General features: G+C 26.4%; 26 protein-coding genes, 2 tRNA genes and 1 riboswitch. Of the genes, 16 read left to right on the top strand and 12 right to left on the bottom strand.

The window, feature by feature from the left end:
• Positions 1-2 precede the first annotated feature (2 nt).
• Positions 3-773, top strand: a complete 771-nt coding sequence (locus ACTTBK_RS02475; protein WP_440618416.1) for an MBL fold metallo-hydrolase — start codon at positions 3-5, stop codon at positions 771-773.
• Here ACTTBK_RS02475 and ACTTBK_RS02470 read toward each other — a convergent pair.
• The 3 genes from ACTTBK_RS02470 to ACTTBK_RS02460 are packed head-to-tail and all read right to left on the bottom strand — an operon-like array spanning position 768 to position 2968.
• A complete protein-coding gene (locus ACTTBK_RS02470) occupies positions 768-1310 on the bottom strand; it encodes a glutathione peroxidase (RefSeq protein ID WP_440618415.1) in 543 nt (180 codons plus the stop codon). The two genes, ACTTBK_RS02475 and ACTTBK_RS02470, sit on opposite strands and share 6 nt — an antisense overlap.
• The gene (gene nhaA, locus ACTTBK_RS02465) at positions 1307-2488 is read right to left on the bottom strand and encodes a Na+/H+ antiporter NhaA (protein ID WP_440618414.1); all 1182 of its coding nucleotides are present in this window, start codon (positions 2486-2488) and stop codon (positions 1307-1309) included. Before nhaA ends, ACTTBK_RS02470 begins: the two co-directional genes overlap by 4 nt.
• A gap of 6 nt (positions 2489-2494) precedes the next feature.
• The gene (locus tag ACTTBK_RS02460; protein WP_440618413.1) at positions 2495-2968 is read right to left on the bottom strand and encodes a zinc-ribbon domain-containing protein; all 474 of its coding nucleotides are present in this window, start codon (positions 2966-2968) and stop codon (positions 2495-2497) included.
• 94 nt (positions 2969-3062) lie between these two features.
• Here ACTTBK_RS02460 and ACTTBK_RS02455 point away from each other — a divergent pair.
• From ACTTBK_RS02455 to ACTTBK_RS02410, 10 genes are all read left to right on the top strand, one after another.
• Positions 3063-3139, top strand: a tRNA-Pro gene (locus ACTTBK_RS02455).
• A gap of 5 nt (positions 3140-3144) precedes the next feature.
• A complete protein-coding gene (locus ACTTBK_RS02450) occupies positions 3145-3426 on the top strand; it encodes an ETC complex I subunit (protein ID WP_440618412.1) in 282 nt (93 codons plus the stop codon).
• Between the two features lie 3 nt (positions 3427-3429).
• Positions 3430-4422 (top strand): putative transporter, encoded by a 993-nt coding sequence (locus ACTTBK_RS02445; RefSeq protein ID WP_440618411.1) that lies wholly within the window; start codon positions 3430-3432, stop codon positions 4420-4422.
• Positions 4422-5366, top strand: coding sequence for a class II fructose-bisphosphatase (gene glpX / locus ACTTBK_RS02440; protein WP_440618410.1), 945 nt, complete (start codon positions 4422-4424; stop codon positions 5364-5366). Before ACTTBK_RS02445 ends, glpX begins: the two co-directional genes overlap by 1 nt.
• A gap of 44 nt (positions 5367-5410) precedes the next feature.
• Positions 5411-5485, top strand: a tRNA-Glu gene (locus ACTTBK_RS02435).
• A 3-nt stretch (positions 5486-5488) separates the two neighbouring features.
• Positions 5489-5755: a GIY-YIG nuclease family protein gene (locus ACTTBK_RS02430; protein WP_440618409.1), complete on the top strand. Its 267-nt coding sequence runs from the start codon at positions 5489-5491 to the stop codon at positions 5753-5755.
• The gene (locus ACTTBK_RS02425) at positions 5752-6780 is read left to right on the top strand and encodes a glycosyltransferase family 9 protein (protein ID WP_440618408.1); all 1029 of its coding nucleotides are present in this window, start codon (positions 5752-5754) and stop codon (positions 6778-6780) included. Before ACTTBK_RS02430 ends, ACTTBK_RS02425 begins: the two co-directional genes overlap by 4 nt.
• Positions 6767-8869: a glycosyltransferase gene (locus ACTTBK_RS02420; protein WP_440618407.1), complete on the top strand. Its 2103-nt coding sequence runs from the start codon at positions 6767-6769 to the stop codon at positions 8867-8869. Before ACTTBK_RS02425 ends, ACTTBK_RS02420 begins: the two co-directional genes overlap by 14 nt.
• Before the next feature lie 9 nt (positions 8870-8878).
• Positions 8879-9469, top strand: a complete 591-nt coding sequence (locus ACTTBK_RS02415; protein WP_440618406.1) for a hypothetical protein — start codon at positions 8879-8881, stop codon at positions 9467-9469.
• Between the two features lie 4 nt (positions 9470-9473).
• Positions 9474-10556, top strand: a complete 1083-nt coding sequence (locus ACTTBK_RS02410) for a DegT/DnrJ/EryC1/StrS family aminotransferase (protein WP_440618405.1) — start codon at positions 9474-9476, stop codon at positions 10554-10556.
• On the opposite strand, the gene ACTTBK_RS02405 is transcribed toward ACTTBK_RS02410, so the two are convergent.
• Positions 10542-11513, bottom strand: a complete 972-nt coding sequence (locus ACTTBK_RS02405) for a Gfo/Idh/MocA family protein (RefSeq protein ID WP_440618404.1) — start codon at positions 11511-11513, stop codon at positions 10542-10544. The genes ACTTBK_RS02410 and ACTTBK_RS02405 overlap by 15 nt on opposite strands.
• 54 nt (positions 11514-11567) lie before the next feature.
• Between ACTTBK_RS02405 and ACTTBK_RS02400 the strand changes: the two genes are divergently transcribed.
• Complete coding sequence (locus ACTTBK_RS02400) at positions 11568-12866, top strand: MBL fold metallo-hydrolase (protein ID WP_440618403.1); 1299 nt, start codon at positions 11568-11570, stop codon at positions 12864-12866.
• Positions 12867-12885: 19 nt separating this feature from the next.
• Here ACTTBK_RS02400 and ACTTBK_RS02395 read toward each other — a convergent pair whose 3' ends face one another.
• Complete coding sequence (locus ACTTBK_RS02395) at positions 12886-13839, bottom strand: site-specific integrase (protein WP_440618402.1); 954 nt, start codon at positions 13837-13839, stop codon at positions 12886-12888.
• An 81-nt stretch (positions 13840-13920) separates the two neighbouring features.
• Between ACTTBK_RS02395 and ACTTBK_RS02390 the strand changes: the two genes are divergently transcribed.
• From ACTTBK_RS02390 to ACTTBK_RS02380, 3 genes are read left to right on the top strand one after another with little or no spacing between them, the layout of a single operon-like run.
• Positions 13921-14397 carry a DUF2938 family protein gene (locus ACTTBK_RS02390; protein WP_440618401.1) on the top strand — a complete coding sequence of 159 codons (477 nt, stop codon included), beginning with the start codon at positions 13921-13923 and terminating at the stop codon, positions 14395-14397.
• Between the two features lie 44 nt (positions 14398-14441).
• Complete coding sequence (locus ACTTBK_RS02385; protein ID WP_440618400.1) at positions 14442-14879, top strand: N-acetyltransferase family protein; 438 nt, start codon at positions 14442-14444, stop codon at positions 14877-14879.
• Positions 14860-15135, top strand: a complete 276-nt coding sequence (locus ACTTBK_RS02380; RefSeq protein WP_440618399.1) for a methylated-DNA--[protein]-cysteine S-methyltransferase — start codon at positions 14860-14862, stop codon at positions 15133-15135. Before ACTTBK_RS02385 ends, ACTTBK_RS02380 begins: the two co-directional genes overlap by 20 nt.
• A gap of 548 nt (positions 15136-15683) precedes the next feature.
• Here the strand turns inward: ACTTBK_RS02380 and ACTTBK_RS02375 are convergent.
• From ACTTBK_RS02375 to rplM, 7 genes are read right to left on the bottom strand one after another with little or no spacing between them, the layout of a single operon-like run.
• Positions 15684-16532 carry a DMT family transporter gene (locus ACTTBK_RS02375; protein ID WP_440618398.1) on the bottom strand — a complete coding sequence of 283 codons (849 nt, stop codon included), beginning with the start codon at positions 16530-16532 and terminating at the stop codon, positions 15684-15686.
• A gap of 16 nt (positions 16533-16548) precedes the next feature.
• Positions 16549-17451 (bottom strand): AEC family transporter, encoded by a 903-nt coding sequence (locus ACTTBK_RS02370; protein ID WP_440618397.1) that lies wholly within the window; start codon positions 17449-17451, stop codon positions 16549-16551.
• The gene (locus tag ACTTBK_RS02365; protein WP_440618396.1) at positions 17451-18743 is read right to left on the bottom strand and encodes a homoserine dehydrogenase; all 1293 of its coding nucleotides are present in this window, start codon (positions 18741-18743) and stop codon (positions 17451-17453) included. Before ACTTBK_RS02365 ends, ACTTBK_RS02370 begins: the two co-directional genes overlap by 1 nt.
• On the bottom strand, positions 18740-18964 hold the full coding sequence (locus ACTTBK_RS02360; RefSeq protein WP_440618395.1) for a hypothetical protein: 225 nt from the start codon (positions 18962-18964) through the stop codon (positions 18740-18742). Before ACTTBK_RS02360 ends, ACTTBK_RS02365 begins: the two co-directional genes overlap by 4 nt.
• Entirely contained in the window at positions 18961-19983 is a 1023-nt protein-coding gene (gene argC, locus ACTTBK_RS02355; RefSeq protein WP_440618394.1) for an N-acetyl-gamma-glutamyl-phosphate reductase, read from the bottom strand. The genes ACTTBK_RS02360 and argC overlap by 4 nt, the downstream gene beginning before the upstream one ends.
• A 33-nt stretch (positions 19984-20016) precedes the next feature.
• Positions 20017-20454 (bottom strand): 30S ribosomal protein S9, encoded by a 438-nt coding sequence (gene rpsI, locus ACTTBK_RS02350; RefSeq protein ID WP_440614345.1) that lies wholly within the window; start codon positions 20452-20454, stop codon positions 20017-20019.
• Between the two features lies 1 nt (position 20455).
• On the bottom strand, positions 20456-20914 hold the full coding sequence (gene rplM, locus ACTTBK_RS02345; RefSeq protein WP_440614344.1) for a 50S ribosomal protein L13: 459 nt from the start codon (positions 20912-20914) through the stop codon (positions 20456-20458).
• Between the two features lie 142 nt (positions 20915-21056).
• Positions 21057-21123, top strand: a riboswitch (SAM riboswitch).
• Positions 21124-21125: 2 nt separating this feature from the next.
• On the opposite strand from rplM, the gene ACTTBK_RS02340 reads away from it, so the two are divergent.
• Positions 21126-22454, top strand: a complete 1329-nt coding sequence (locus tag ACTTBK_RS02340; protein WP_440618393.1) for an O-acetylhomoserine aminocarboxypropyltransferase/cysteine synthase family protein — start codon at positions 21126-21128, stop codon at positions 22452-22454.
• The last annotated feature ends 8 nt before the right edge of the window (positions 22455-22462 follow it).

Here is a 22462-nt window from a genome sequence, read left to right as displayed (position 1 = left end):
ATATGAAATTTATTATTTTAGGCTGTGGTAGTTCAATGGGTGTACCAAGACCAGATGGTTTTTTTGGAAATTGTGACCCAAAAAATAAAAAAAATTACAGAACAAGATGCTCAGCTTTATTGAAAACTACTGATGAAACTATACTAATAGATACTTCTCCTGATTTAAGACAACAACTTTTAAGACATAAAATAAAAAAAATTAATAAAGTTCTTTTTTCACATATCCATGGGGATCAAACTCATGGAATTAATGATTTAAGATCTTTTTATATAAATAGCAGAAAACAAATTAATGTTTATGCAGATAATAAAACTTCAAAATATCTTAAAAATTCATTTTCATATATTTTCAAAAGTTACTCAAAAGAATATCCAGCAACATTAAATTTAAATAATTTACCAAAAAATATTTATACAAAAAATAAGAATAAAAAAATTAATATTCAATCTATTAAAGTCGAGCATGGCAAAGTAAATTCAAATTGTTTTATTATTGATAAAAAATTAGCTTATATCAGTGATGTAAGTAAAATTTTTGAAAAAGATTTTAAATATTTTAAAAACTTGAAATATTTAATAATTGATTGTTTGTGGTACAATTTTCATCCATCACATTTCAATTTGGAAAATTCACTTAATATAATCAAAATATTTAAACCTAAAAAAGCTATTCTAACAAATTTATCACCTGTGTTAGATTATAAAGTACTTAAAAAGTTATTACCTAAGAATGTTTTACCTGCTCATGATGGTTTAACTTTAGAACTATAAAATATTTTCAATTGATTTAATCAATTTTTTTGACATTGGTTTAGTAAAAGATGCAAATGTATCTTCAACTTTTCCTTCTTTATTAATTAAAATTTTATGAAAATTCCATTTTGGAACAGCAGATTTACCATGATTATCTTTTGCCCATTTGAAAAGTTCATGAGCATTTTCTCCTTTAACTTCTGTGATTGTTGTTAGTGGAAAATTAATATTGAAATTTACTTCACAGAATTCTTTTACATCAGCATTATTTTTTTTTTCTTGATTAAAGGAGTTTGAAGGAACTCCAAGAACAACTAAACCTTTATTTTTATATAAATCCCATAATTCCTGTAATTCATCATATTGCTTGGTAAAACCACAAAAACTAGCTGTATTGACTACCAGAATAACTTTATCTTTGTAATTTTTTAGATTTATTGTTTCACCTGTTATGCTTTCAATTGTGAAATCATAAAACTTTTTTTCATAGTTTGCTGTTGCTGAGGTTTTAAAAAAAAACATAACTATAGAAAGTACAAATATTACTTTTCTCATTTTTTAGGTTTATTTGGAGTAAGTAATATTAAAAAATAACCAAATAAAGTGGATAATAAAGAACCAGTCAAAACGCCTATTTTTACGCCATCCATATATTGCATGTTTTCAACGAAAGCTAAATTTCCTACAAACAAACTCATCGTGAAACCAATACCTGTAAGAACTCCAACTCCATAAAAGTTGTACCAACTTGTATCGTTTGGCATTTGGGCTACTTTTAATTTTATTGATATATAAGAGAATATAAATACACCAAGTTGTTTACCTAGGAATAGACCAAGCACAATACCTAGTGGAACCTTATCTAACAAAGAAGCAAAAGATAAACCTTCAAGAGAAACACCTGCATTCGCAAATGCGAATAAGGGCATTATTCCAAAAGCAACATAAGGACTAATTGCATGTTCTATTTTTATTAATAAAGAAAAATCTTTGTCTTTTTTTCTATGAGGGATTGTGATAGCCAATAAAACACCAGAAATTGTAGCGTGGATACCTGAGTTGTGAGTAAAATCCCAAAGAAAAAGTCCTACTAGCAAATAAGGTAAGAATTTTTTTATATTAAATTTATTTATTAACAACAAAACAATAAAAGCTAAGAGCATTAATGTTAAATACTTAATGCTTAAATCTCCAGAGTAGAATAAAGCAATTATTACTATTGCTCCTAAATCATCGATAATAGCTAAAGCTGTTAAAAACACTTTTAGTGATAGAGGGACTCTTTTCCCAAGTAATGACAAAACCCCTAGAGAAAAAGCTATATCTGTAGCTGATGGAATTGCCCATCCGTTTAAAGTTTCACTATTACCTAAATTAACAAAAACATAGAATAATGCAGGAACCAACATTCCTCCTACTGCAGCTATAATTGGTAATAACGCTTGTTTAATATTAGAAAGTTCACCTTGTAGAAATTCTCTTTTAATTTCTAAGGTTACAAAGAAAAAAAATATTGCCATCAAGGCATCATTTATCCAATGTAGTACAGATAATTTTAAACCAAAATTGTTAATACCTATAAATAAATATTTATTTAATGTAGTAAAATATAAATCTGCCAGTCCAGAATTACTTATAAATAATGCAATTATTGCAGCAAACAACAAAACAAGTCCACTTGCAGCTTCTAATTTAAAGAACCATCTGAAAGGTTTTGATATATAATTAATCATAAAATATTAAATCAGGTCTATAATAAATAGTTTTATATCTTGCAATGTTTCAAAAAGGTTGAATAATGTTGCTTCTAGTCCAGGAAATACATTAATTAGTGGAGTTTTAAGTGTATCAACCAAGATTATTAAAGCAATAAAAGATATAATTGAAACTAACAAATAAGAAAATAATTTAGTTTTTTTCCCCTCAGATTTTTTAACAGTCTTTAAATTTTCTTTTTCTATTTCAAATTCTATTATTTTTTCTTCTTGGGATGTTTTGCTAATTTCTAAATTTTTTTCTTTTACCTCATTATTTTGTTCTATTTTATTTATAGAGATATTATTGTTTAATGTTAATGAAGCTTCACTCTCATTTTGCGGTTTATAAAACCAAATTCTTTCACATGATCCACATTGTAGCTCACGTCCTTCATTGGGAATTAACGAACTATCAATTTTGAACTGTTTCTTTTCGCAAGGACAAGTAATTATCATGTCTCGTTATATAACAGATTTTACTCAAAATTCTTTTAATTTAGGCTTCTTTATGCATTGAAATTATCAATAACTACTGTATTAGTACTTCGATCGGAGTGTAGCGCAGCCTGGTAGCGCATCTGGTTTGGGACCAGAGGGTCGCAGGTTCGAATCCTGCCACTCCGACCATCTTTATGAAAAAAGCAATTATTTACATTCCAAACAAAAACCCAATGCAATCAGGTTTAGCGAAAAGTGAAAAATGGATATTAGAATTTAAAACTAAAGATCCAACAAAGAACCCATTAATGGGTTGGGAAAGTTCATCAGATACTTATTCAGAATTAAAATTAGAATTTTCATCAAAAGAGCATGCAATTAATTATGCAAAAAAAAAGAAAATAGAATTTGAATTAATTGAACCTAGAAAAAGAAAAACAGTAAAAAAATCTTACGCCGATAATTTTTTAAAATAAAAAATGTTTAGGTTTTTCACTCAAAAACATTGGTTGTTATGGTCATGGATTGGTTCAGTAATAATTTTATCATCACTTTGGATACAAGTAAAAATTGATGTAAAAATCAATGAATGGTTTGGTCAATTCTACGATATGATTCAAAAAGCCTTAGGCGCACCAAATTCTATTACTATAGAAGAATATTGGGCAAGCTTATTATCTTTCATAACTTTGGCTGCAATGTATGTGGGTGTTGCAGTTATTGTTAGTTTTTTTACTTCACACTATTTATTTAGATGGAGGACTGCTATGGTTGAATGGTATCATAGCGTATATGACAAGGCTCGAAAAATAGAAGGAGCCGCACAAAGGGTTCAAGAAGATACTATTAAATTTTCTAGAATAATGGAATCACTAGGAACAAGTTTAATTGAAGCTTTAATGATACTAGTTGAATTTATGCCAATTTTATTTGGTTTAAGTGTAGGTATTCCAATTTTTTTCTTCGGTGATTGGGATTATGGATTAATAGTTGGCGCATTAATTTGGTCGGTAGGTGGGACCATATTTTTGATTTTGCTTGGTTTAATTTTGAGGTTAGTAGGTGTTGAATATGATCTTCAAAAAAAAGAAGCAGCTTATAGAAAAATACTTGTTATAGCAGAAGATGACGGAAGTGTTCGTCCAAAAACCATTGAAGAATTATTTGATGGTGTAAGAAATATTCACTTCTTAAGTTATATTAGATACTTATATTTCAATATCGGAAGGATAGCTTATTTGCAGGCAAATGTATTATCAGCATATGTATTTTTAGCACCAGCGATTGTAGCTGGAGCTGTTACACTTGGTGTAATGCAACAGATAATTAGAGCTTTTGGAAGAGTCGAAGGTTCTATGCAATATATATTAAAAGCTTGGCCAACTATTATTGAACTTGCTAGTGTATATAAACGTTTAAGAGAGTTTGAATCCAAAATTGTACAAGACAAATTAATTGATAAAAAAGCCTAATGACCATTGATAAAAAATTTATAGATCAATTTGTAAATGTAGCTTCAAAAGCAGCAATAGCGTCATCATATTTTGTTGGTAAAAAAGATAAAATGGCAGCAGATAAAGCAGCTGTAGACTCGATGAGAAGAGAGCTAAATAAAATGGATATAAATGCTGAAGTTGTAATAGGCGAGGGTGAGTTAGATGAGGCACCAATGTTACACATTGGCGAAAAAATTGGTACTAAAAATGGTCCTGAATTTGATATAGCTGTAGATCCATTGGAAGGAACAAATTTTGCAGCTAACAATCTTCCTGGCGCTTTATCAGTGATTGCAATTGCAGAAAAAGATAATCTATTTAAAGCTCCAGAAACTTACATGGAAAAAATTTCTACTAAAGTAAAAGAAAAAAACGTAATTGATTTAGATTATTCAGTTAAAAAAAATATTTTTAATTTAAGCGAATACTTAAATAAAAAACCAGAGAATCTAACAGCATGTATCTTAGAAAGACCAAGGCATAATAAAATTATTAATGAATTAAAAGATTTAAATGTTAAAATTAAATTTATATCTGATGGAGATGTATCTGGAGCACTATTAGTAACTGATGAAAAATACTCTGTTGATATTTTTTTAGGAACAGGGGGTGGGCCTGAAGGAGTCTTGTCGGCCGCTGCATTAGATGCTTTTGATTGTGGTTTTCAAGGAAGATTTTTATTTCAAACAGATAAAGACAAGCAAAGAGCTAAAGAAATGGGTATTGATGATCTTACAAAAAAATATGATTTAAATGAAATTATTAAAGGTGACTCGATTTTTTGTGCAACTGGAATTACCACTGGAGATTTGGTTTCAGGTATAAAAATTGATAAAGATAAATTTATTTCGGAAACTTTAGTGACACATAAACACTCAAACCTAAAAAAGGTTGTAAAATTAAATCAAAAATTAATATGATAAGCTTGATTAATCGACTTTTTTGCAATAAAAAACAGCAATTTGGTCCCTTCGTCTATCGGTTAGGACACGTGGTTTTCATCCTCGAAAGAGGGGTTCGATTCCCCTAGGGACCGCCATAAATGTTGTACTATGTTTATTTAATAATTGCAGTTAATAGTTCGAAAAAAATCTCATACGTTGGATATACAAAAAATTTACAAAAAAGACTTTTACATCATAATAATAACAAGGGTGCAAAATTTACAAAAGGCAGGAAATGGAAATTAATATATTATGAGATATATAATTCGAAAAGCAAAGCTTTAAAACAAGAATATGAATTAAAAAAAAATCAAAAATTAAGAAAACAGATTAAAAATAAATATCATAAGGAATTCTTAGTTTGACAAAAAAAGTACTTTTTTTTTCAATTGATAGATTGGGTGACTATTTAATTAGATCAAGTACTATTAAAAAAATATCACAACAATTTAATAAGAGTGAAATTATTTGTTCAGATAAAAATTATAAATTAATTTCCGAACAATCTTTTTTTAACAAAGCCATATTATTTAACACCAAAAATAAGTTTATTAATAAAATAACATTTGTCGTTAATTTTTATATGAAAAATTATGATGCTGTAATAGCATTAGATGGAAAAAATATTTCGTATTTTTTATTACTCTTAATAAAATCAAAAAATAAATTTACAGTTATTTATAAAAAACAAGGGTATGTTAATAAATTTTTTTTTAATTTATTAAAAATAATTTTTAACTTTTGCAATATTAAATATGAGATTTTAAATAATAGATATCTTATAGAGTCAGGGCAATTGGATAATTATCCACTAAAATATAAATTTCTTAAGAAATTTTATTCGAATATAGATAATGAAATATATTATTTAGAAAAAACAAAAAAAAACATTTTTTCAGGGTTTAAAGATGAGTATATTTTAATTCACTTAGATGAAAAATTTTTAGACATTAATGATATTGATTATAAATTTGAATACTTGATTTTAAATTTACAAAAAAAAATTAATAAAAAAATTTTTATAAGTACATACAATAATAATTATGCGTACTATAAAAATTTAAAAATAAAAAAAAAATTTTATAATTCAATTACAAAAAAATTGTTAAAAGATGAAAATATATTAGCAATTGAGAATATACCAATCATAGATTTTCAAAATATGCTTTACAATTCATATGTAAATATTAGCTGTCATTCTGGTTATTTTGTGCATACTTCAATAGCATTGAATAAAAAAACAATAGATATTATTAATGAAAAAGATAGAGATTGGCTTCAAACATGGTTATATCGTCCAAAAAATTATAATATTATTTATAAATCAGAGAATAACAATAAAATCAATATTGATAATATATTAAATAAATTAATAGATGAAATTATATAAATTTAAAACTGGAATTATACTTCCATTAAAGGAAAATTATACTTTAACTAATTTTGGCGCAGTATCAATTTGGGTTTCTGATTATATAAATACCACAAAAAATTATAATGAAATAATTTTTTGTAAAAAAAAAAAAATTAAAGAGGCATATTTATCAAAGAACATTTGTCCAATCGAAATAAAAGATAAAATATTCACCAATCAAAACTATATAAAAAAAATAAATAATTTCTTATTAAAAAAAAAAATTGAGTGCGTAGAAATTCACAATAGGCCTGAGTATGCAAAATACTTAATTAAAAATAACCCAAATTTAAAAGTTAATTTAATCTTCCACAACGATCCTAACAAAATTAGACATAGTCAATATAATGTTGATAAAGAATTTCTTTTAAAATACTGTAATAATGTCATTTTTGTTAGTAACTGGGTAAAAAAACAATTTTTTAAAAATTTTAAATACTCACATAAAAATAATAGCATTATTATTTACAATTTTGTTAAACCACTGAATAAATTCCCAAAAAAAAAGAAAATAATAATATTTGCAGGAAAATTAAATAAAAGTAAAGGTTATCATATTTTTTGTGAAGTAATTAAAAAGATACTTAATAAGCATAAAGATTGGTCAGCGATTGTAGTTGGAGATGAGTCGCGTGAAAACTACAGTATAAAGCATGAAAGACTGAAAATATATAATTGGATAAAACATAGTGCATTATTAAAGATATACGAAAAATCATCTATATCTGTAGTTAACCCAACATGGGAAGAACCTTTTGGAAGAACAGCCATGGAAAGTGCTTCGAGAGGTTGTGCTGTAATAACATCAAAGAGTGGTGGCTTATCTGAAACATTTAATAATAATTTAGTTCTAAAAAATAATGATAGTAAAAATCTTTTTAAAAAAATATCATTTTTGATAAACAATAAAAATTATATTAAACAAATTCAATTAGATAATTTTAATAATGTCTTACACAAACCACAGAAAAGTATTGAGAATTTAAACAAACTTAGAAATAAAAGAATTTATACAGATAGACTAATAAAAAAATTTTACAAAATTCTTCATGTTGGTAATTTTGGTATCAAAGTCAGCCACAGGTTATTTAATATTTCAATTGCTCACAAAATAACCAATGGTTTAATAAGAAATGGTCATGATGTAATTAATTTTGATTATAGAAATATTAATTATAACTTATTTCAAAATAATTATATTGATACGAAATTAGAAGAAATTGTTAATCATTATAGACCAGATTTAGTTTTGTTTGGCCATAATAACATTTTAAGTAGAAATTCATTATTAATTTTAAAGGAGAGGTTCAATTGCAAAACTGCAATTTGGTATGAGGACCATGTAGTAAAAGGTGATCCAAATTTCAATAATAATATATCTTTATTAGAAAAAAATAATGATCTAATCGATCAATATTTTATCACTACATCACCGGATGTAATTAAAACTAAAATAAAAAAAGAAAAAATCAATTTCTTACCAATACCTGTAGATCCTAATATTGAGTCAGAAAATTTTTATGAGAATAATAAAACAAAAGATTTATTTTTTGCTTTAAGTCATGGTGTTAATTATGGAAAACTTAAAAAAAATGTTACTGATGAAAGATCAAAATTTATAGATAAATTATTAAAAATAGGATCTGATAAATTCAATTTTCATTTTTTGGGACTTTTTAATGAAGAACCTAAATGGAATTATGAATTTAACAAAGAAATTAGTGTAGCAAAAACTGCTTTGAATCTAAGTAGAGGTGGTCCAAGCAAATATTGTTCAAGCAACAGAATTGCAACTCTTATGGGAAATGGAATACTCCCATTTATTGATGAAAAAATTATGTACCAAGATTTTTTTAATAATGATGAAATTATAACTTATAAAAACCCATATGACTTATTGTCAAAACTCTCTGAAGTAAAAAGTAATGACAGAGTTTTAATTAAAAGATCTAAAAATGCTAAGAGAAGTTATTTTAATTTTTTTGAAAATACTATTGTCGCTGATGCGATTATTAGCAAAATTTTTGAAACCTCAAAAAAATATCAATATGTTTGGATCAAGTAAGGTTTAATAATGCTTAATTATCTAAAAAAGAAAGGAAATCTTATACATAAATCAGCTTTAATAAATTGGAAAAATGTAGAAATGGGTAAAAACAACATTATAGGTCCATATGTTATTATTGGAAATATTGCTCAACATCCAAGATTAAAAAGTAACGGAAAAATTATAATTGGAAATAATAATACTTTTAATGAATACACAAATGTTCATCTACCAACTAAACTTAGAAGAAAAACAATAATAGGTAATAATAATTACTTTATGGATTCTGTTACAATTGATCATGATTGTATTATTGAAGATAACGTTATTCTAAGTAGCAAAGTAGTTTTGGGTGGCAATGTTTACATAATGAAAGGTTCTCAACTTGGAATAAAAGCTAGTATTCATCAAAATCAGATTATTGGGTCTTTTTGCATGATTGGAATGCATTCTTTTGTAACAAAAAAATTAAATATACTACCAGGATATATTTATTATGGAAAACCCGCTAAAAAAAAGAATAAAAATTTAGTTGGATTAAAAAGAAATAATATCACATCAAAAATTTTAAAAAATGAAAACAAGAGATATAAAAAAATCAAGTTAAAAACTAAATAAATTTATGATTAAATTTTTAAATATTGGCAAACAAGATGCAAAAATAAAAAATAGTATTGTTAAAGATATAAAGAAAATTATTAGTAAAAATAATTTTATTTTAGGTGAAGAAGTTTATAATTTTGAAAAATCTTTTGCTAAATTTTGCAATGCCAATTATGCTATAAGTTGTGCAAATGGAACTGATGCACTCACAATAGCTTTAAAAATATTAAATTTACCAAAAAACTCTGAAGTAATAATTCCTGCTATGACTTATTGCTCAACAGCTTTTTCTGTCATTAATGCAGGCCTTAAACCTATTTTGGTAGATTTGGAAAAAAATAAACCCACTATATGTATTAAAGAAATTAAAAAAAAGATAACAAGTAAAACTAAAGTCATTATGCCGGTTCACTTATATGGATCTGTTGTTGATATAAATGAGATAAAAAAAATAATTAAAAATAAAAAGATTTTTATTATTGATGATTGTTCACAAGCTCATGGATCTAAATTGGATAATAAAAGAGTAGGGTCTCTTGCTGATATTTCCTGCTTTAGCCTTTATCCAGGGAAAAATTTAGGTGCTTATGGTGATGCAGGTATAATAACAACTAATAATATTAAATTTTTTAAAAAGATTAAAAATTTTAGAAATTTAGGTTCTGACAAAAAATTTATTCATACTCAAATCGGTTTTAATAGCAGACTAGACACAATACAAGCAGTTGTATTAACTCATAAATTGAAAAATTTAGAAAAATATAACAAAAAAAGATCTGTTATAGCCAAGTATTACGATGAAAATATTAATAATGATAAGATAAAAAAATTAAATTATTCCAAGCAATCTGTTTATCATCAATATGTAATATTGATTAAAAATAGAATAAAATTAAAGAAATTATTAGAAAAAAATAAAATTCAATATGGCTTCCATTATCCTCAATCTATAAATCAGTTGGATTGTTTAAAAAAAAATTTTAAAAATAAAAAATTTAAATATGCAGAAAATATTGCAAATAATTGCTTAAGCTTACCTATTGATCCAACATTAAATATCGAAGATATAAAAAGGATAGTTTCAGTATTAAACTCTTTTTAATATTGATAATATTTTTGATCCAAATTTAATATCAGTTTCTATTTTCTTTGAATTTAAAAAATGTAATATTTCATTCTCCAACGAAGGGGTTGCATTAATTTTAATATTTTTACTTGAACCTTTATAAATGTAAACTTTGGATTTTAAAAAATTTTTACTAAAGTAGTCTAATTTTGGGTACTTAGCATATTGATTGTAAATTTTTAATGGATTTTCTAAATCCATCTCGTCAAATATTAACATTCTTTTTTTGCCTATTATTTTGATTAATCTTTCTTTAGTAGGATTCAACCAACTATTATTTATGTCAATAGAAATATTTTTAATTTTAAGATGTATATTTGATATATCAGCAATTTTTTTATTTAGTAAATAGTATTTTTTAAAAGATACAACCTTAGGCTTTTTATCAAATAGCTTTAATAATATACTCAAATCATGAGATGTTAAATCATAATCAACATCAACATCACTTCTAATGGGTCCAAGATTTTGTCTTCGCAAACTTACATATTGAACATCACCTAGATAATTTTTTTCTAAAATTCTTTTAATTTTAATTATATAATCATTATAACAATAAACATAACCAATCATTAATTTAGTTTTTTTATTTATAATTTTTTTTATCTTTTCGATTTGTAAACTATTTATGAAACCTGGTTTTTCTAAAAAAATATTTTTATCATGAGAAATTAATTTTTTTACAATCAAATAATTTTTTGATGGTGGTGTTGCTACAAAAATATTCTTTGATGATTTATCCATTAATATTTCTTCTAATTTTTTTTTAATAACAACTAATGGAAATTTTTTTTTTAAAATTAATAAATTTTTGCTATTTATATCGAAAACGTTTATGTTCTTATAACCTAATTTTATTAATGTGTTAATTAATATAGTGCCCCAATAACCCGCACCTAATACAGTAACATTTGTATAAAAATTTTTTTTCATTATCTGGTTTAAAGATTGTCTTCAATCTAATAATAGTAATGATAAAATATTACAATGAATAAATTAGAATTTATTAATCATTCATGTTTTATTATATCCTATGAAAGAATTTCTTTGGCAATTGATCCTTGGATTGAAGGATCGGTATTTAACAACTCATGGAACTTATTGGTTGAAACACCACTCTACTTAATAGAAAAGCTAAAAAAATCTAATTATGTATGGTTTAGTCATGAACATCCAGATCATTTTAACCCCCCTAATTTAAAAATATTTAATCAATACACTAAATTTTTATTTCAAAAAACCAAGGACAAAAGAGTGGTAAAATTTCTTTCAAAAATTTCACCTCAAATTAAAGAAATGAATTTTAATAAAGAACTTTTCTTAGATGAAAATTTTTCAATTAAAACAATACCATTTCAGTACATTGACTCTATGTGTTTAATTAATATTAATGGAATTAAAATTCTAAATTTAAATGATTGTGATATCAAAAATCCACATCAATTAAAAACTATAAAAAATCTATGTGGTCAAATAGATTTATTAATGGTTCAATTTAGTTTTGCCATTGGCAGATCAAATAAAGAAGATACAAATGAGCGTAAAAATTGGTCAACTAAAATTCTAAAAAATCTTTCAAATACAATTAATTTTTTAAATCCTAAAAGTGTAATTCCATTCGCTAGTTTTTGTTATTTTTCACGATATGATAATTTCTATATGAATGATTCAATCAATAAAATTGGTCCTACAATTGAATTTTTAAAAACAAATCACCCAAATATAAATTTTTTAAGCTTTTTTCCAGGTGATGTTTGGAATTTTAAATCAAAATGGGATAACAATGTTTCTATAGCTAAGTATACTTCGCATTATAACCGTATTTCACCTATCAAAATTGAAAATAAAAGAATTGATTTTTCAATTAATCAAAAAATTTCTAAGAAATTTATTTATACAACTAAAAAACATAACAATTTATTTTACTTATATAATTTTTTTAATAAAAAAAATTATAAAATATATTTCATTTTAACAGATCTCAAAATTAAATGTATGTTTGATTTTAAAAAAGGATTAATTCAAATAGATAATTTTGAAATATCTAAACCTTATTGTTCTTTATCCTCTGAGTCTCTATATCAATTATTTAGTAGTGGTTATGGTTATGATGCATTAATTATTGGTGGAAGATTTGAAGCTAACAAAATAGGTATTAAAAATCTAAATAAAATATTCAAATTTCAGGCAAAAAATTATCAAAACATTTTTTACAATTATCAAAATATTTTATCTAATTTAACTTCTAAACTTTTAAATAGAAATAATCTTTTCTACAAAAGATAATGTTAACAAATATAAAAAGTTAAATTTCTAATTTATTCAATGCATTGTTTTTAAATAAATTAGCTTCTTTAATATATCTCCTAACCATTTGTGTTGTTTTGTGACCCGTCATAGCCATTATGCTTCTTTCATCAGCACCAAATTCAGCAGCTACAGTTGCAAATCCTGATCTTAAGCTATGACCTGCAAAATTTTTATTTTCTATACCAGCTAGTTTTAGATATTTTTTTATTAGTAAAACTACAGATTGGTCAGATAATCTTTTATCTGTTAATGATGAACCTTTGGAGAAACGTCTAAATATAGGGCCATTTTGGATATTAGTAAATTCTAACCATTTTTTTAAATTCTTAACAGGACAATAAATTTCATTATTGAAGTAGGGAAGTCCTTTAACCATTCCTTCTCCAAATTGATCAGTTTTTGACTTTCTTAATGTAATTTTTAGACCTTCTGGTACAAATTCTAAATCCTCAAAGTCTATTGAAATTAACTCAGTTCTCCTAAATCCACCGCCAAAACCAATTAAAATAATTGACTTGTCTCTAATTTTTTTAATTTCTTCATTTTTTTGTTTATTTATTGAATTTATAATTAATTTTAAATGATTGATTAATATAGGTTTTTTACCCTTTTGAATACTTCCTTTAACCCTTCTTATTCCCATTAAATTTTCAACAATTATTGGATGTTTTGTGTCTAAATAATGCCCTTTTAATTTATGAACCATACTAATTGACACAAGACGTCTTCTTAAAGTGCTAATTTTTGAATTTTTTGAGAGATGTGTAAGATATAATGAAACTATTTTAGGCTCAGTTGGCAATGAACTTAAACCATGTCTAGAACAAAAAGCTCTAAAATCTCTGAAGTCAGATTTGTATGCTCTTAAAGTGTTGTTTGCTTTGGAGCTCTTTAAGTTTTCTAAAGTTGCTTCATGAAGGATTTTTAGATCTGTAGTTAACTCACTCATATTATTACTATTGATAACAATTAATTATCACTAGTAATATAATAAGTGATATTTATTGTCAATAGTTTAAATATTAAATAATTGAATGATATTTTGATTATTTTTGTTGCAGGAATATTTTCTTGCATAATATTGGATATTTTAGGTTATTTGCTTAAAAAAATGGGCATTCCAGAACCATCATGGAGTATTGTTGGAAGATGGACCTACCTAATGCTTAAAAATGGAACCTTTTACAACCCAAATATTATTGAAAAGCCAGTATTTGAACATGAGGTAATATTGGGATGGGTTTTTCATTACTTTATATCATTATGCTGGGCAACAATTTATTACATTTGCTTTATTTTTATTGGAATTAAAATGTCATATTTTTCGGGTTTTATTTTTGGCGCGATAACAACTTTAGCTCCATTGTTATTGTTTTTACCATTTACAGGACAAGGTATTTTTGCCAAAAATACTGATAAACCAATAGAAATTTCACTTATTTTCCTCATTAGGCATTCAATATATGGGTTAGCGATGTATGAAGGTTTTAGGTGGTTTGGATTTTAAAAAAAACTATAATTACAATGTTTTGTTTAATATTATTAATGTAAATGATTAGAAAAATTAGAAGAAAAGATAAAGAAAAATGGATAAATTTGTACTGCGGTTATGCTAAATTTTATAAAGTTCCTATGAAACAAGACATTTTAGATACTTTATGGAGTTGGATAAACGATGAAAATCATATTGTTAATGGAATTTGTTATGAAATTGAGGGTAAAATTGTTGGAATTGCACACTACAGAACAATGCCAAGACCAATTAAAGGTCAATATATTGGATTTTTAGACGATTTGTTTGTAGATGAACATTTTAGAGGCCAGAAAATAGCTCAAAAACTTATAAATTACTTAGAATCTTTATCTAAAGAAAATAATTGGGATGGAATTCGTTGGATAACCCACTCTTCCAATGAGACGGCGAAAAAATTATATGATAAGATTGCTAAAAATACAGGATTTGAATTATATGAACTTAAAAGGGACTAAATTTCAGATAAAAGTTTGGAACTACTTGAAAAAAATACCTAAGGGAGAAGTCAGAACTTACCTCCAGGTGGCAAAGGCTATTGGAAAGCCAAAAGCTCATAGGGCAGTTGCAAATGCAGTTGGGAAAAACCCATATCCTCCAAAAATACCTTGTCATAGGGTAATTAGGACTGATGGATCACTCGGAGGATACTCAGGAAAAGGTGGAATTAAGACTAAACTGCGTTTACTTAGATCTGAAAAAGTAGACATTTAAGGTTAAAAAAGTGTTGAAAATAAAGGTTTTTAGGTAATTTTCACACATAATCACGTAAATAGTGCTATTCACCCTTCAGTTGTACTATATATCTAAACATAACTAAATAAATACCCTCTATGGGCGATTAAAGAGCATATTCTATTACTGCATTGCTCTATTTTTCAATGATATCAACCTTTTTTTAATGTCTTAAATTTGCTGTATTTTGCAGGTTTTTTAAGCCACCTGCCCTACAATTTTAGATGAAAAAATATATTTTCGAATTTTATTAGTAAAAAACTGTTGAAAATAAACACTTCTAGGAATTTATACTATTTTTAAACGCTATTAACTAAATTTACTGTTTCTTATATATCAATGTGATCTAAAAAAGCCTTTAATTTTAATGATTATAATTATATAACCCAAATATTTCTTTACTTTACCTAGTATTAACGCTTTTTTATTATATTTATTTATACGTAATTTATTTAACAATTACAATTATTTAATTATATATATTAATGTAAAACATTAATATTTAGTATAAAAATAGTTACCATTAATTACTTAGTTTTTAAAATATACTCTCTTCTGGTTATATAGAGACCACTTAAGACAATTATAAAAAGACCTAAATAAGTCCAATTGTCAGGTAATTCATGAAAGAAATAATAGCTAATTAATATGTTTGTTATGATTTCTGTATAACCTAAAGGAGCTAATTTTGAGGCATCAGCATATTTGAGTGATAAAATTAGGAAAAGATGGGCTACAGAGGCTATAAGGCCGATTAAAGCCATTAAAATCCACTGGTTTATAGTAGGATTTACCCATACAGAAGGCATAAATAGGCTAATAATGACAGTTCCTATTAAACCAGAAAGCAAAAGCGTTAAAAGCGGGTTATCTGAAGTGCTAAGTTTTCTAGTTATAATGAGGTAAAATCCATAACAAATTCCATTACCTAAAGCGGCTAAAGTAGCTAAATTAAGTTCAATAAATCCGGGTCTAATAACAATCAAAGTACCAACAAATCCTAACGATACAGCAGTCCATCTTTTCACCCCTACTTTCTCATTTAAAAAAAAAGGAGATAAAGCTGTGACACAAATTGGTGCTACAAATGCTAATGTTAAAGCTTTAGGGAGTGAAATTTCAGAAATCGCATAAAAGAATAAATACGTAGAAAAAACAAATATCAAACCTCTTATTAGTTGAAGAGCCGGTTTTTTAGTCCAAACTAATGACTGTCTGTAAAATATAAGCATTAAAGACAGAGTAAAAACTACGGTAAAAAAATATCTAGCCCATGTTATTTGCAAAACATCCATTGATGAGCTCAAATATTTAGCAAACGCATCCATAACAGGAACAATCGTCCAAGCAGATGCATTTAAAATTATAGCCTTCACAACTGAAAGATATATCTTAATAGAAGTATTTTAAAGCAAAGAATACGACTATTGGAACTGTAATAAATGACATTAATGTAGAAACAACAATAGTGCTGGCGATGTTATCTACTATTTCTTTTGGGGAATACATTGATCCGATTAAATAATTTAAAATAGCGCTTGGCATAGCAGATTGAATTAAAATTACACCTGCACCAAATCCAGAAAGATCGAAAAAAATTATAATTAAAAAACCAATCACGGGTCCAATGATTACTCTTCCAATAGAGGCAATTATTGCATTAGTGAAAGAAAAAACTTTTAATTTTGTTAATGCAATTCCTAACGACATTAATATTAAAACAATTGCTGTATATGTTAACAATTCAGTTAGATTAATAATTGCCTTGGGCATCTCCAAGTCAAAATAAATAAAAGTAACTGAAAATATAATTGCATAAAAAGGTGGATTTTTAATTAAAATATTAAAGTCAAATTTTCTGTCGGCTAGAAACACTCCTAATGTAAAGTGAAGTAAAATTATAAGCGAAGATATTGATGCAGCTATTCCTAAACCTTGTGAACCATAAGCAAAAAGACAAATGGGAATACCCATGTTTCCATTATTAGGAAGAAGAAAAACTGGAATTTCTCTAATAATATCTTTAGTTTTTAATAGATATAAAATAATTAACCCTGTTAAACCAAAACCAGCAATAGCAATTAAATAATAAATAAAATAACTAGTATATTGTTCAAATGTTATACCTGTAGATGTAATAGAATATATAACCATTGCAGGTGTACCAACATTTGAGGCAAAAGTAGTTATAAAAGAATTATCAAAATCTGGTTTTTTCTTACCAAGATAATATCCAATCCCAACAACAAAAAATACAGGAAATAATACTTCAATAAGTTTGAAATATATTTCCATTAATCAAGCAATCTAATTAACGTAGGTGATTTTAAGATATTCTTATTTTTGCTAAATATAGATAAACAGCTATTACAATTTAATTCTGTGGTTTTATGAGTAACTATTACGATGGTAGCTTTATTATTTTTTTTATCTGGAGTTTGGATTAATCTTTTGACAGAAATTTTATATTTAGCTAAACGATTGGTTATTTGAGATAAAACGCCTGGTTTATCTTTAACTTCAAATCTTAAATATAAAGAATTAACATAATTATTTACGTTGTAAGTCTTTAAAGTTTTAAGCTTATTTACACTTACACCAAATGGCTTTTTAATGTTTCCTCTTAAAATAGATAATAAGTCAGATAATAAAGATGACGAAGTAGGACCTGGTCCAGCACCCTCCCCTTGTAATACACTTTCTCCTACTGGTTTACCATTAAGGATCACAGCATTCATTACTCCATTTACATTACCAATATATGATTTTTTACTTACAAGACATGGATGAACAGTTTCAAAAAGTTGATTATTTTTGAGTTCAGAGATACCCAGTAGTTTAATTCTTAAATCTAATTGATTTGCAATTTTAATATCTTTTAAATCAATTTTTTCTATTCCTTCCATTAAACATTTTTTATTTGATATTTTACTATTAAAAGCCAAAGCGGATAAAATTCTCACTTTTGCAAATGCATCAAAACCATTTAAATCTAATTTTGGATTTCCTGGTTCGGCATATCCAAGCATTTGAGCTTTTTTCAAAACATCAGCAAAATTTTGCTCAGAATTTTCCATCTCTGACAATATATAATTTGAAGTACCGTTTAAAATTCCATAAACTTTAGATAATTTATTTGTAGCTAATCCCTCTTTAATAGATCTCAATATCGGTATCCCGCCAGCAACAGATGCTTCGAATTCTAAATTGACATTATTTTTTTCAGCTAGTTTTGCTAAATTATTTCCATGTTTTGAAATTAAAGCTTTATTTGGAGTTATTACATGGATTTTATTCTTTAACGCAGTTTCAACTAATTTTTTAGAAACCCCATCTGATTGTCCAATTACTTCAAATAATATATCAACTTTTTCTTTTTTAAAAATTTCAAATGGGTTTTTGTAAAAAATTTTTCTATTAATTTTATATTTTCTTCTTTTATTTATATTTTTTGCAGAAATAGCTACTACATTAACTTTTTTGCCTGTTTTAAGCTCAATATCTTTTTTTTTGACAATTAGTTCATTAAACAAATAATTACCAACTTGACCAAGTCCAACAACTGCAACATTCACAATATTATTCATTTGCTTATATCTGGATATTTACTTTTTTTAGTATAGTCATCTATATAAATCTCATATTCTTCTAATGTCATTTTTGTTATATCGTCTGACTTTTTAAGTATTTCAGTTATTTTTTTTTGATTTTTTTTATTTTCAGCAGGATGTTCTGTCCAATACTGAGAATCTTTATTTAAAGAGCAATTACATAAAAAAATTAGAAAAATAATTAACAAATATTTCATTTTAAAGCAGTTCTTTCAGGAAAATTAAATTTATTATTTAAATTTTGAACAGCCTGACCTGCTCCACCTTTGATTAAATTATCTATTGCAGAAATAATGATTATTTTGTTTTTATATTTTGATTTACACACTGTGATAAAGCAATTGTTTGTATTGATAACATCATTTGTACTCAAAAGTTTATCAGAATCTAATATTTTAACAAAATTTTCTCCCTTATAAGACATCTCAAGTGTTTTGATGATTTTTGATTGATTAACATTTTTTTCTAAATCTAAATAAATTGTACTTAATATGCCTCTAAACATTGGAGATAAATGTGGAGTAAAACTAAATTGAAAATTTTTATTTGTAAATTTACTTAAAAATTGATGAATTTCAGAATTGTGTCTATGAAAACCGACACCATAAGCACTTAAAGATTCGTATAAATTCTTGTCTTTATATTTTTTATGAACTCCTCTACCGGCACCAGAATATCCAGATTTTGAATCAATAATTATATTGTCTAATTTAACTAATTTTTTTTTAATTAGCGGAACAAGAGGTAATAATATTGATGTTGGATAACATCCTGGACATGAAATAATATTGTGATTTTTTAATTCATCACGATTTATTTCTGGTAAACAATAAATGCTTTTCTTCTGTAGTTTTGGAGCTCGATGTATTTGTTTATACCATTTTAAATAATCATTAGCTTTTTTTAATCTAAAATCTGCCGCTAAATCAATTAGAGTAATATTATCATTAAGTTTTTTTGCTATATCTTGAGCCTCACCATTTGGTAGAGCTGTAAAGACAACATCAATACCATTTAATAATTTAGGATTAAATTTTACAATTTTAGGTAATTTTTTTTTTGATAGAGATTTGTCATAATAAGAAATATTTTTTCCAACAGACGAATTTCCACATAGATATTTAATATTAATATATTTGTGGTTAATTAATAACTTGATTAATTGAACACCAATATATCCTGTAGATCCGGCAACTAATGCATTAAGCTTAGGCATTTTTTATTATAGCAGTTTAAATTGTAAAAAAAATTATCTTTTAGAAAACTGAAAGCTTCTTCTAGCTTTTCTTCTACCAGGTTTTTTTCTCTCAACAGCTCTAGAATCTCTGGTTGTAAGCTTTTCAGTTTTCAATGTTGTTTTTAAATTTTCATCAAAGAGAACCAAAGCTTTAGAAATACCATGAACCATTGCTCCAGCTTGACCTGTAGGTCCGCCACCTTTTACACTACATCTAACATCATAATCTGTAGCTTGATTTATAATTTCAAAAGGTCTTGTAATTTGCATTTTGTGAATTTCATCAGCAAAATACTCATTATATAATTTGCCATTAACATAAATTTTACCAGAACCTTTTTTTAACCAAACTTTTGCTATTGAAGTTTTTCTTCTACCTGTCGCGTACTTACTATCTTTAAAGTCTAACTTTAATTTAGGAGTTTTTGTGTTTGATTGTACGTTTTCCATATTAATTTCTTGCAATGTTTTTATTGTTTAGTTTATCTAATTCTATAACTTTTGGGTTTTGTGCAGCATGAGGATGCTCACTTCCAGAATAAATTTTTAATTTTGTTAGTTGTTTTCTACCCAAAACACCACCAGGCAACATTCTTTTAACTGCTAATTTCAAAGTTTCTCCAGGTTTTTTTTCATGAAGTTTTTCTGGTGTAGTAACTTTAATTCCACCAGGATGTCCTGTGTGTCTATAGTACTTTTTGTTTTGAAACTTCTTGCCAGTAAATTTTGCTTGTTCGATATTTTTTACTACAACAAAATCTCCATCATCCATGTGAGGTGTATAAGTAGTCTTATTTTTGCCTCTAATAATATTAGATACAACAGTCGCTAATCTTCCAACAACTGCATTTTTTGCGTCAATCTCGTACCAAGATGATGTAACTTGATCTTTTTTTGTGAATTTTGTCATTGTGCGAGGATTAATACTATTAAATTATTCAAAGTCAATTTTATATTTAGCTTGTAAAACATAACTAATATGCTATTTATCTCTTGCCGATTTGATCCTATTGCGGGCATAAAACTGCTAAAATGGAATTTTCATTAAATTTTAAATCGGTAGGCATTTGAACTGTATTGTGCGCCTTGCATAAAGCAAAAGCACTAAAAAAGGAGTAAAAATGAGTACAAAAAGAAATAATCCAGAAACTATTGCGATACATGGTGGAGACTACAGAAGTGATCCAGCTACAAATTCAGTAGCAGTTCCAATTTATAGAACAACCTCGTATCAATTTAATAACACTGAACATGCAGCTAATTTATTTGCGTTAAAAGAGTTTGGAAACATCTATACACGAATAATGAATCCAACTAACGATGTGTTGGAAAAGAGAATCGCTGCGCTTGAAGGTGGTCTTGCAAGTTTAACTGTAGCATCTGGGCAAACCGCTTCTACTTTTGCAATATTAAACGTTGCTCAAGCTGGAGATAATATTGTTAGTTCAACAGATCTTTATGGTGGAACAGTTTCTTTATTTACGCATACTTTAAGTAAGCTTGGTATAGAAGTAAGATATGCAGATCCTTCAGATCCAAAAAACTTTGAAAAAGCAATAGACGATAAAACTAGAGCTTTTTATGGAGAAACATTACCAAACCCATATTTAAGAGTTTTTCCAATTAAAGAGGTTTCAGATATTGGTAGAAAATATAACATTCCATTAATCTTAGATAACACTGCTGCCCCTGTAATTTGTAAACCAATTGAACATGGTGCTGCTGTGGTTGTTTATTCTTTAACAAAATATATAGCAGGCCATGGAACAGTAGTTGGGGGTGCACTAGTAGATGGTGGAAATTTTGATTGGACAGCAGATCCAAAAAGACAGCCACTATTTAATGAACCTGATGCAAGTTATGGAGGTGTTGTTTGGGGTAAAGCTGTGCCCGAATTAACAGGTGCAAATGTTGCTTTTGCAGTTAGAGCAAGAGTGACCCTATTAAGAGATTTAGGATCAGCTCTTTCTCCAGATAATGCATTTGGTGTTATACAAGGACTTGAAACAGTTGCTTTAAGAATGAAACAACACTGTGATAATGCTGCAAAAGTTGTAGAGTACTTAAAAAATCATAAAGCTGTTGAGAGAGTAATTTATTCCACTGAACATAATGAAGAGATATCAAGTCGAGCAAAAAAATATCTTAAAAATGGTAATGGTGCTTTAGTTGGTATTGAATTGGCTGGTGGTATCGAAGCTGGTAAAAAGTTCATTGAGGCTTTAAAAATGTTTTATCACGTTGCAAATATAGGTGATGCTAGAAGTTTAGCAATACACCCAGCAACAACTACTCACAGTCAATTAAATGATGATGAATTAGCTGCTTCAGGTGTAACGCCAGGATATGTTAGACTTTGTATTGGTTTAGAACATATTGATGATATCATTGATGATTTAGATCAAGCTTTAGACAAATCATCAAAAGGTAATTTAAAAGCAGTTAGTTAATTTTATTT

It is taken from the genome of Candidatus Pelagibacter sp. HIMB1493 (genome assembly GCF_052047995.1).
GTDB lineage: Bacteria > Pseudomonadota > Alphaproteobacteria > Pelagibacterales > Pelagibacteraceae > Pelagibacter.
The sequence above is the reverse complement of the archived record's forward strand: the minus strand, read 5'-3'. Positions and strand labels throughout refer to the sequence as shown.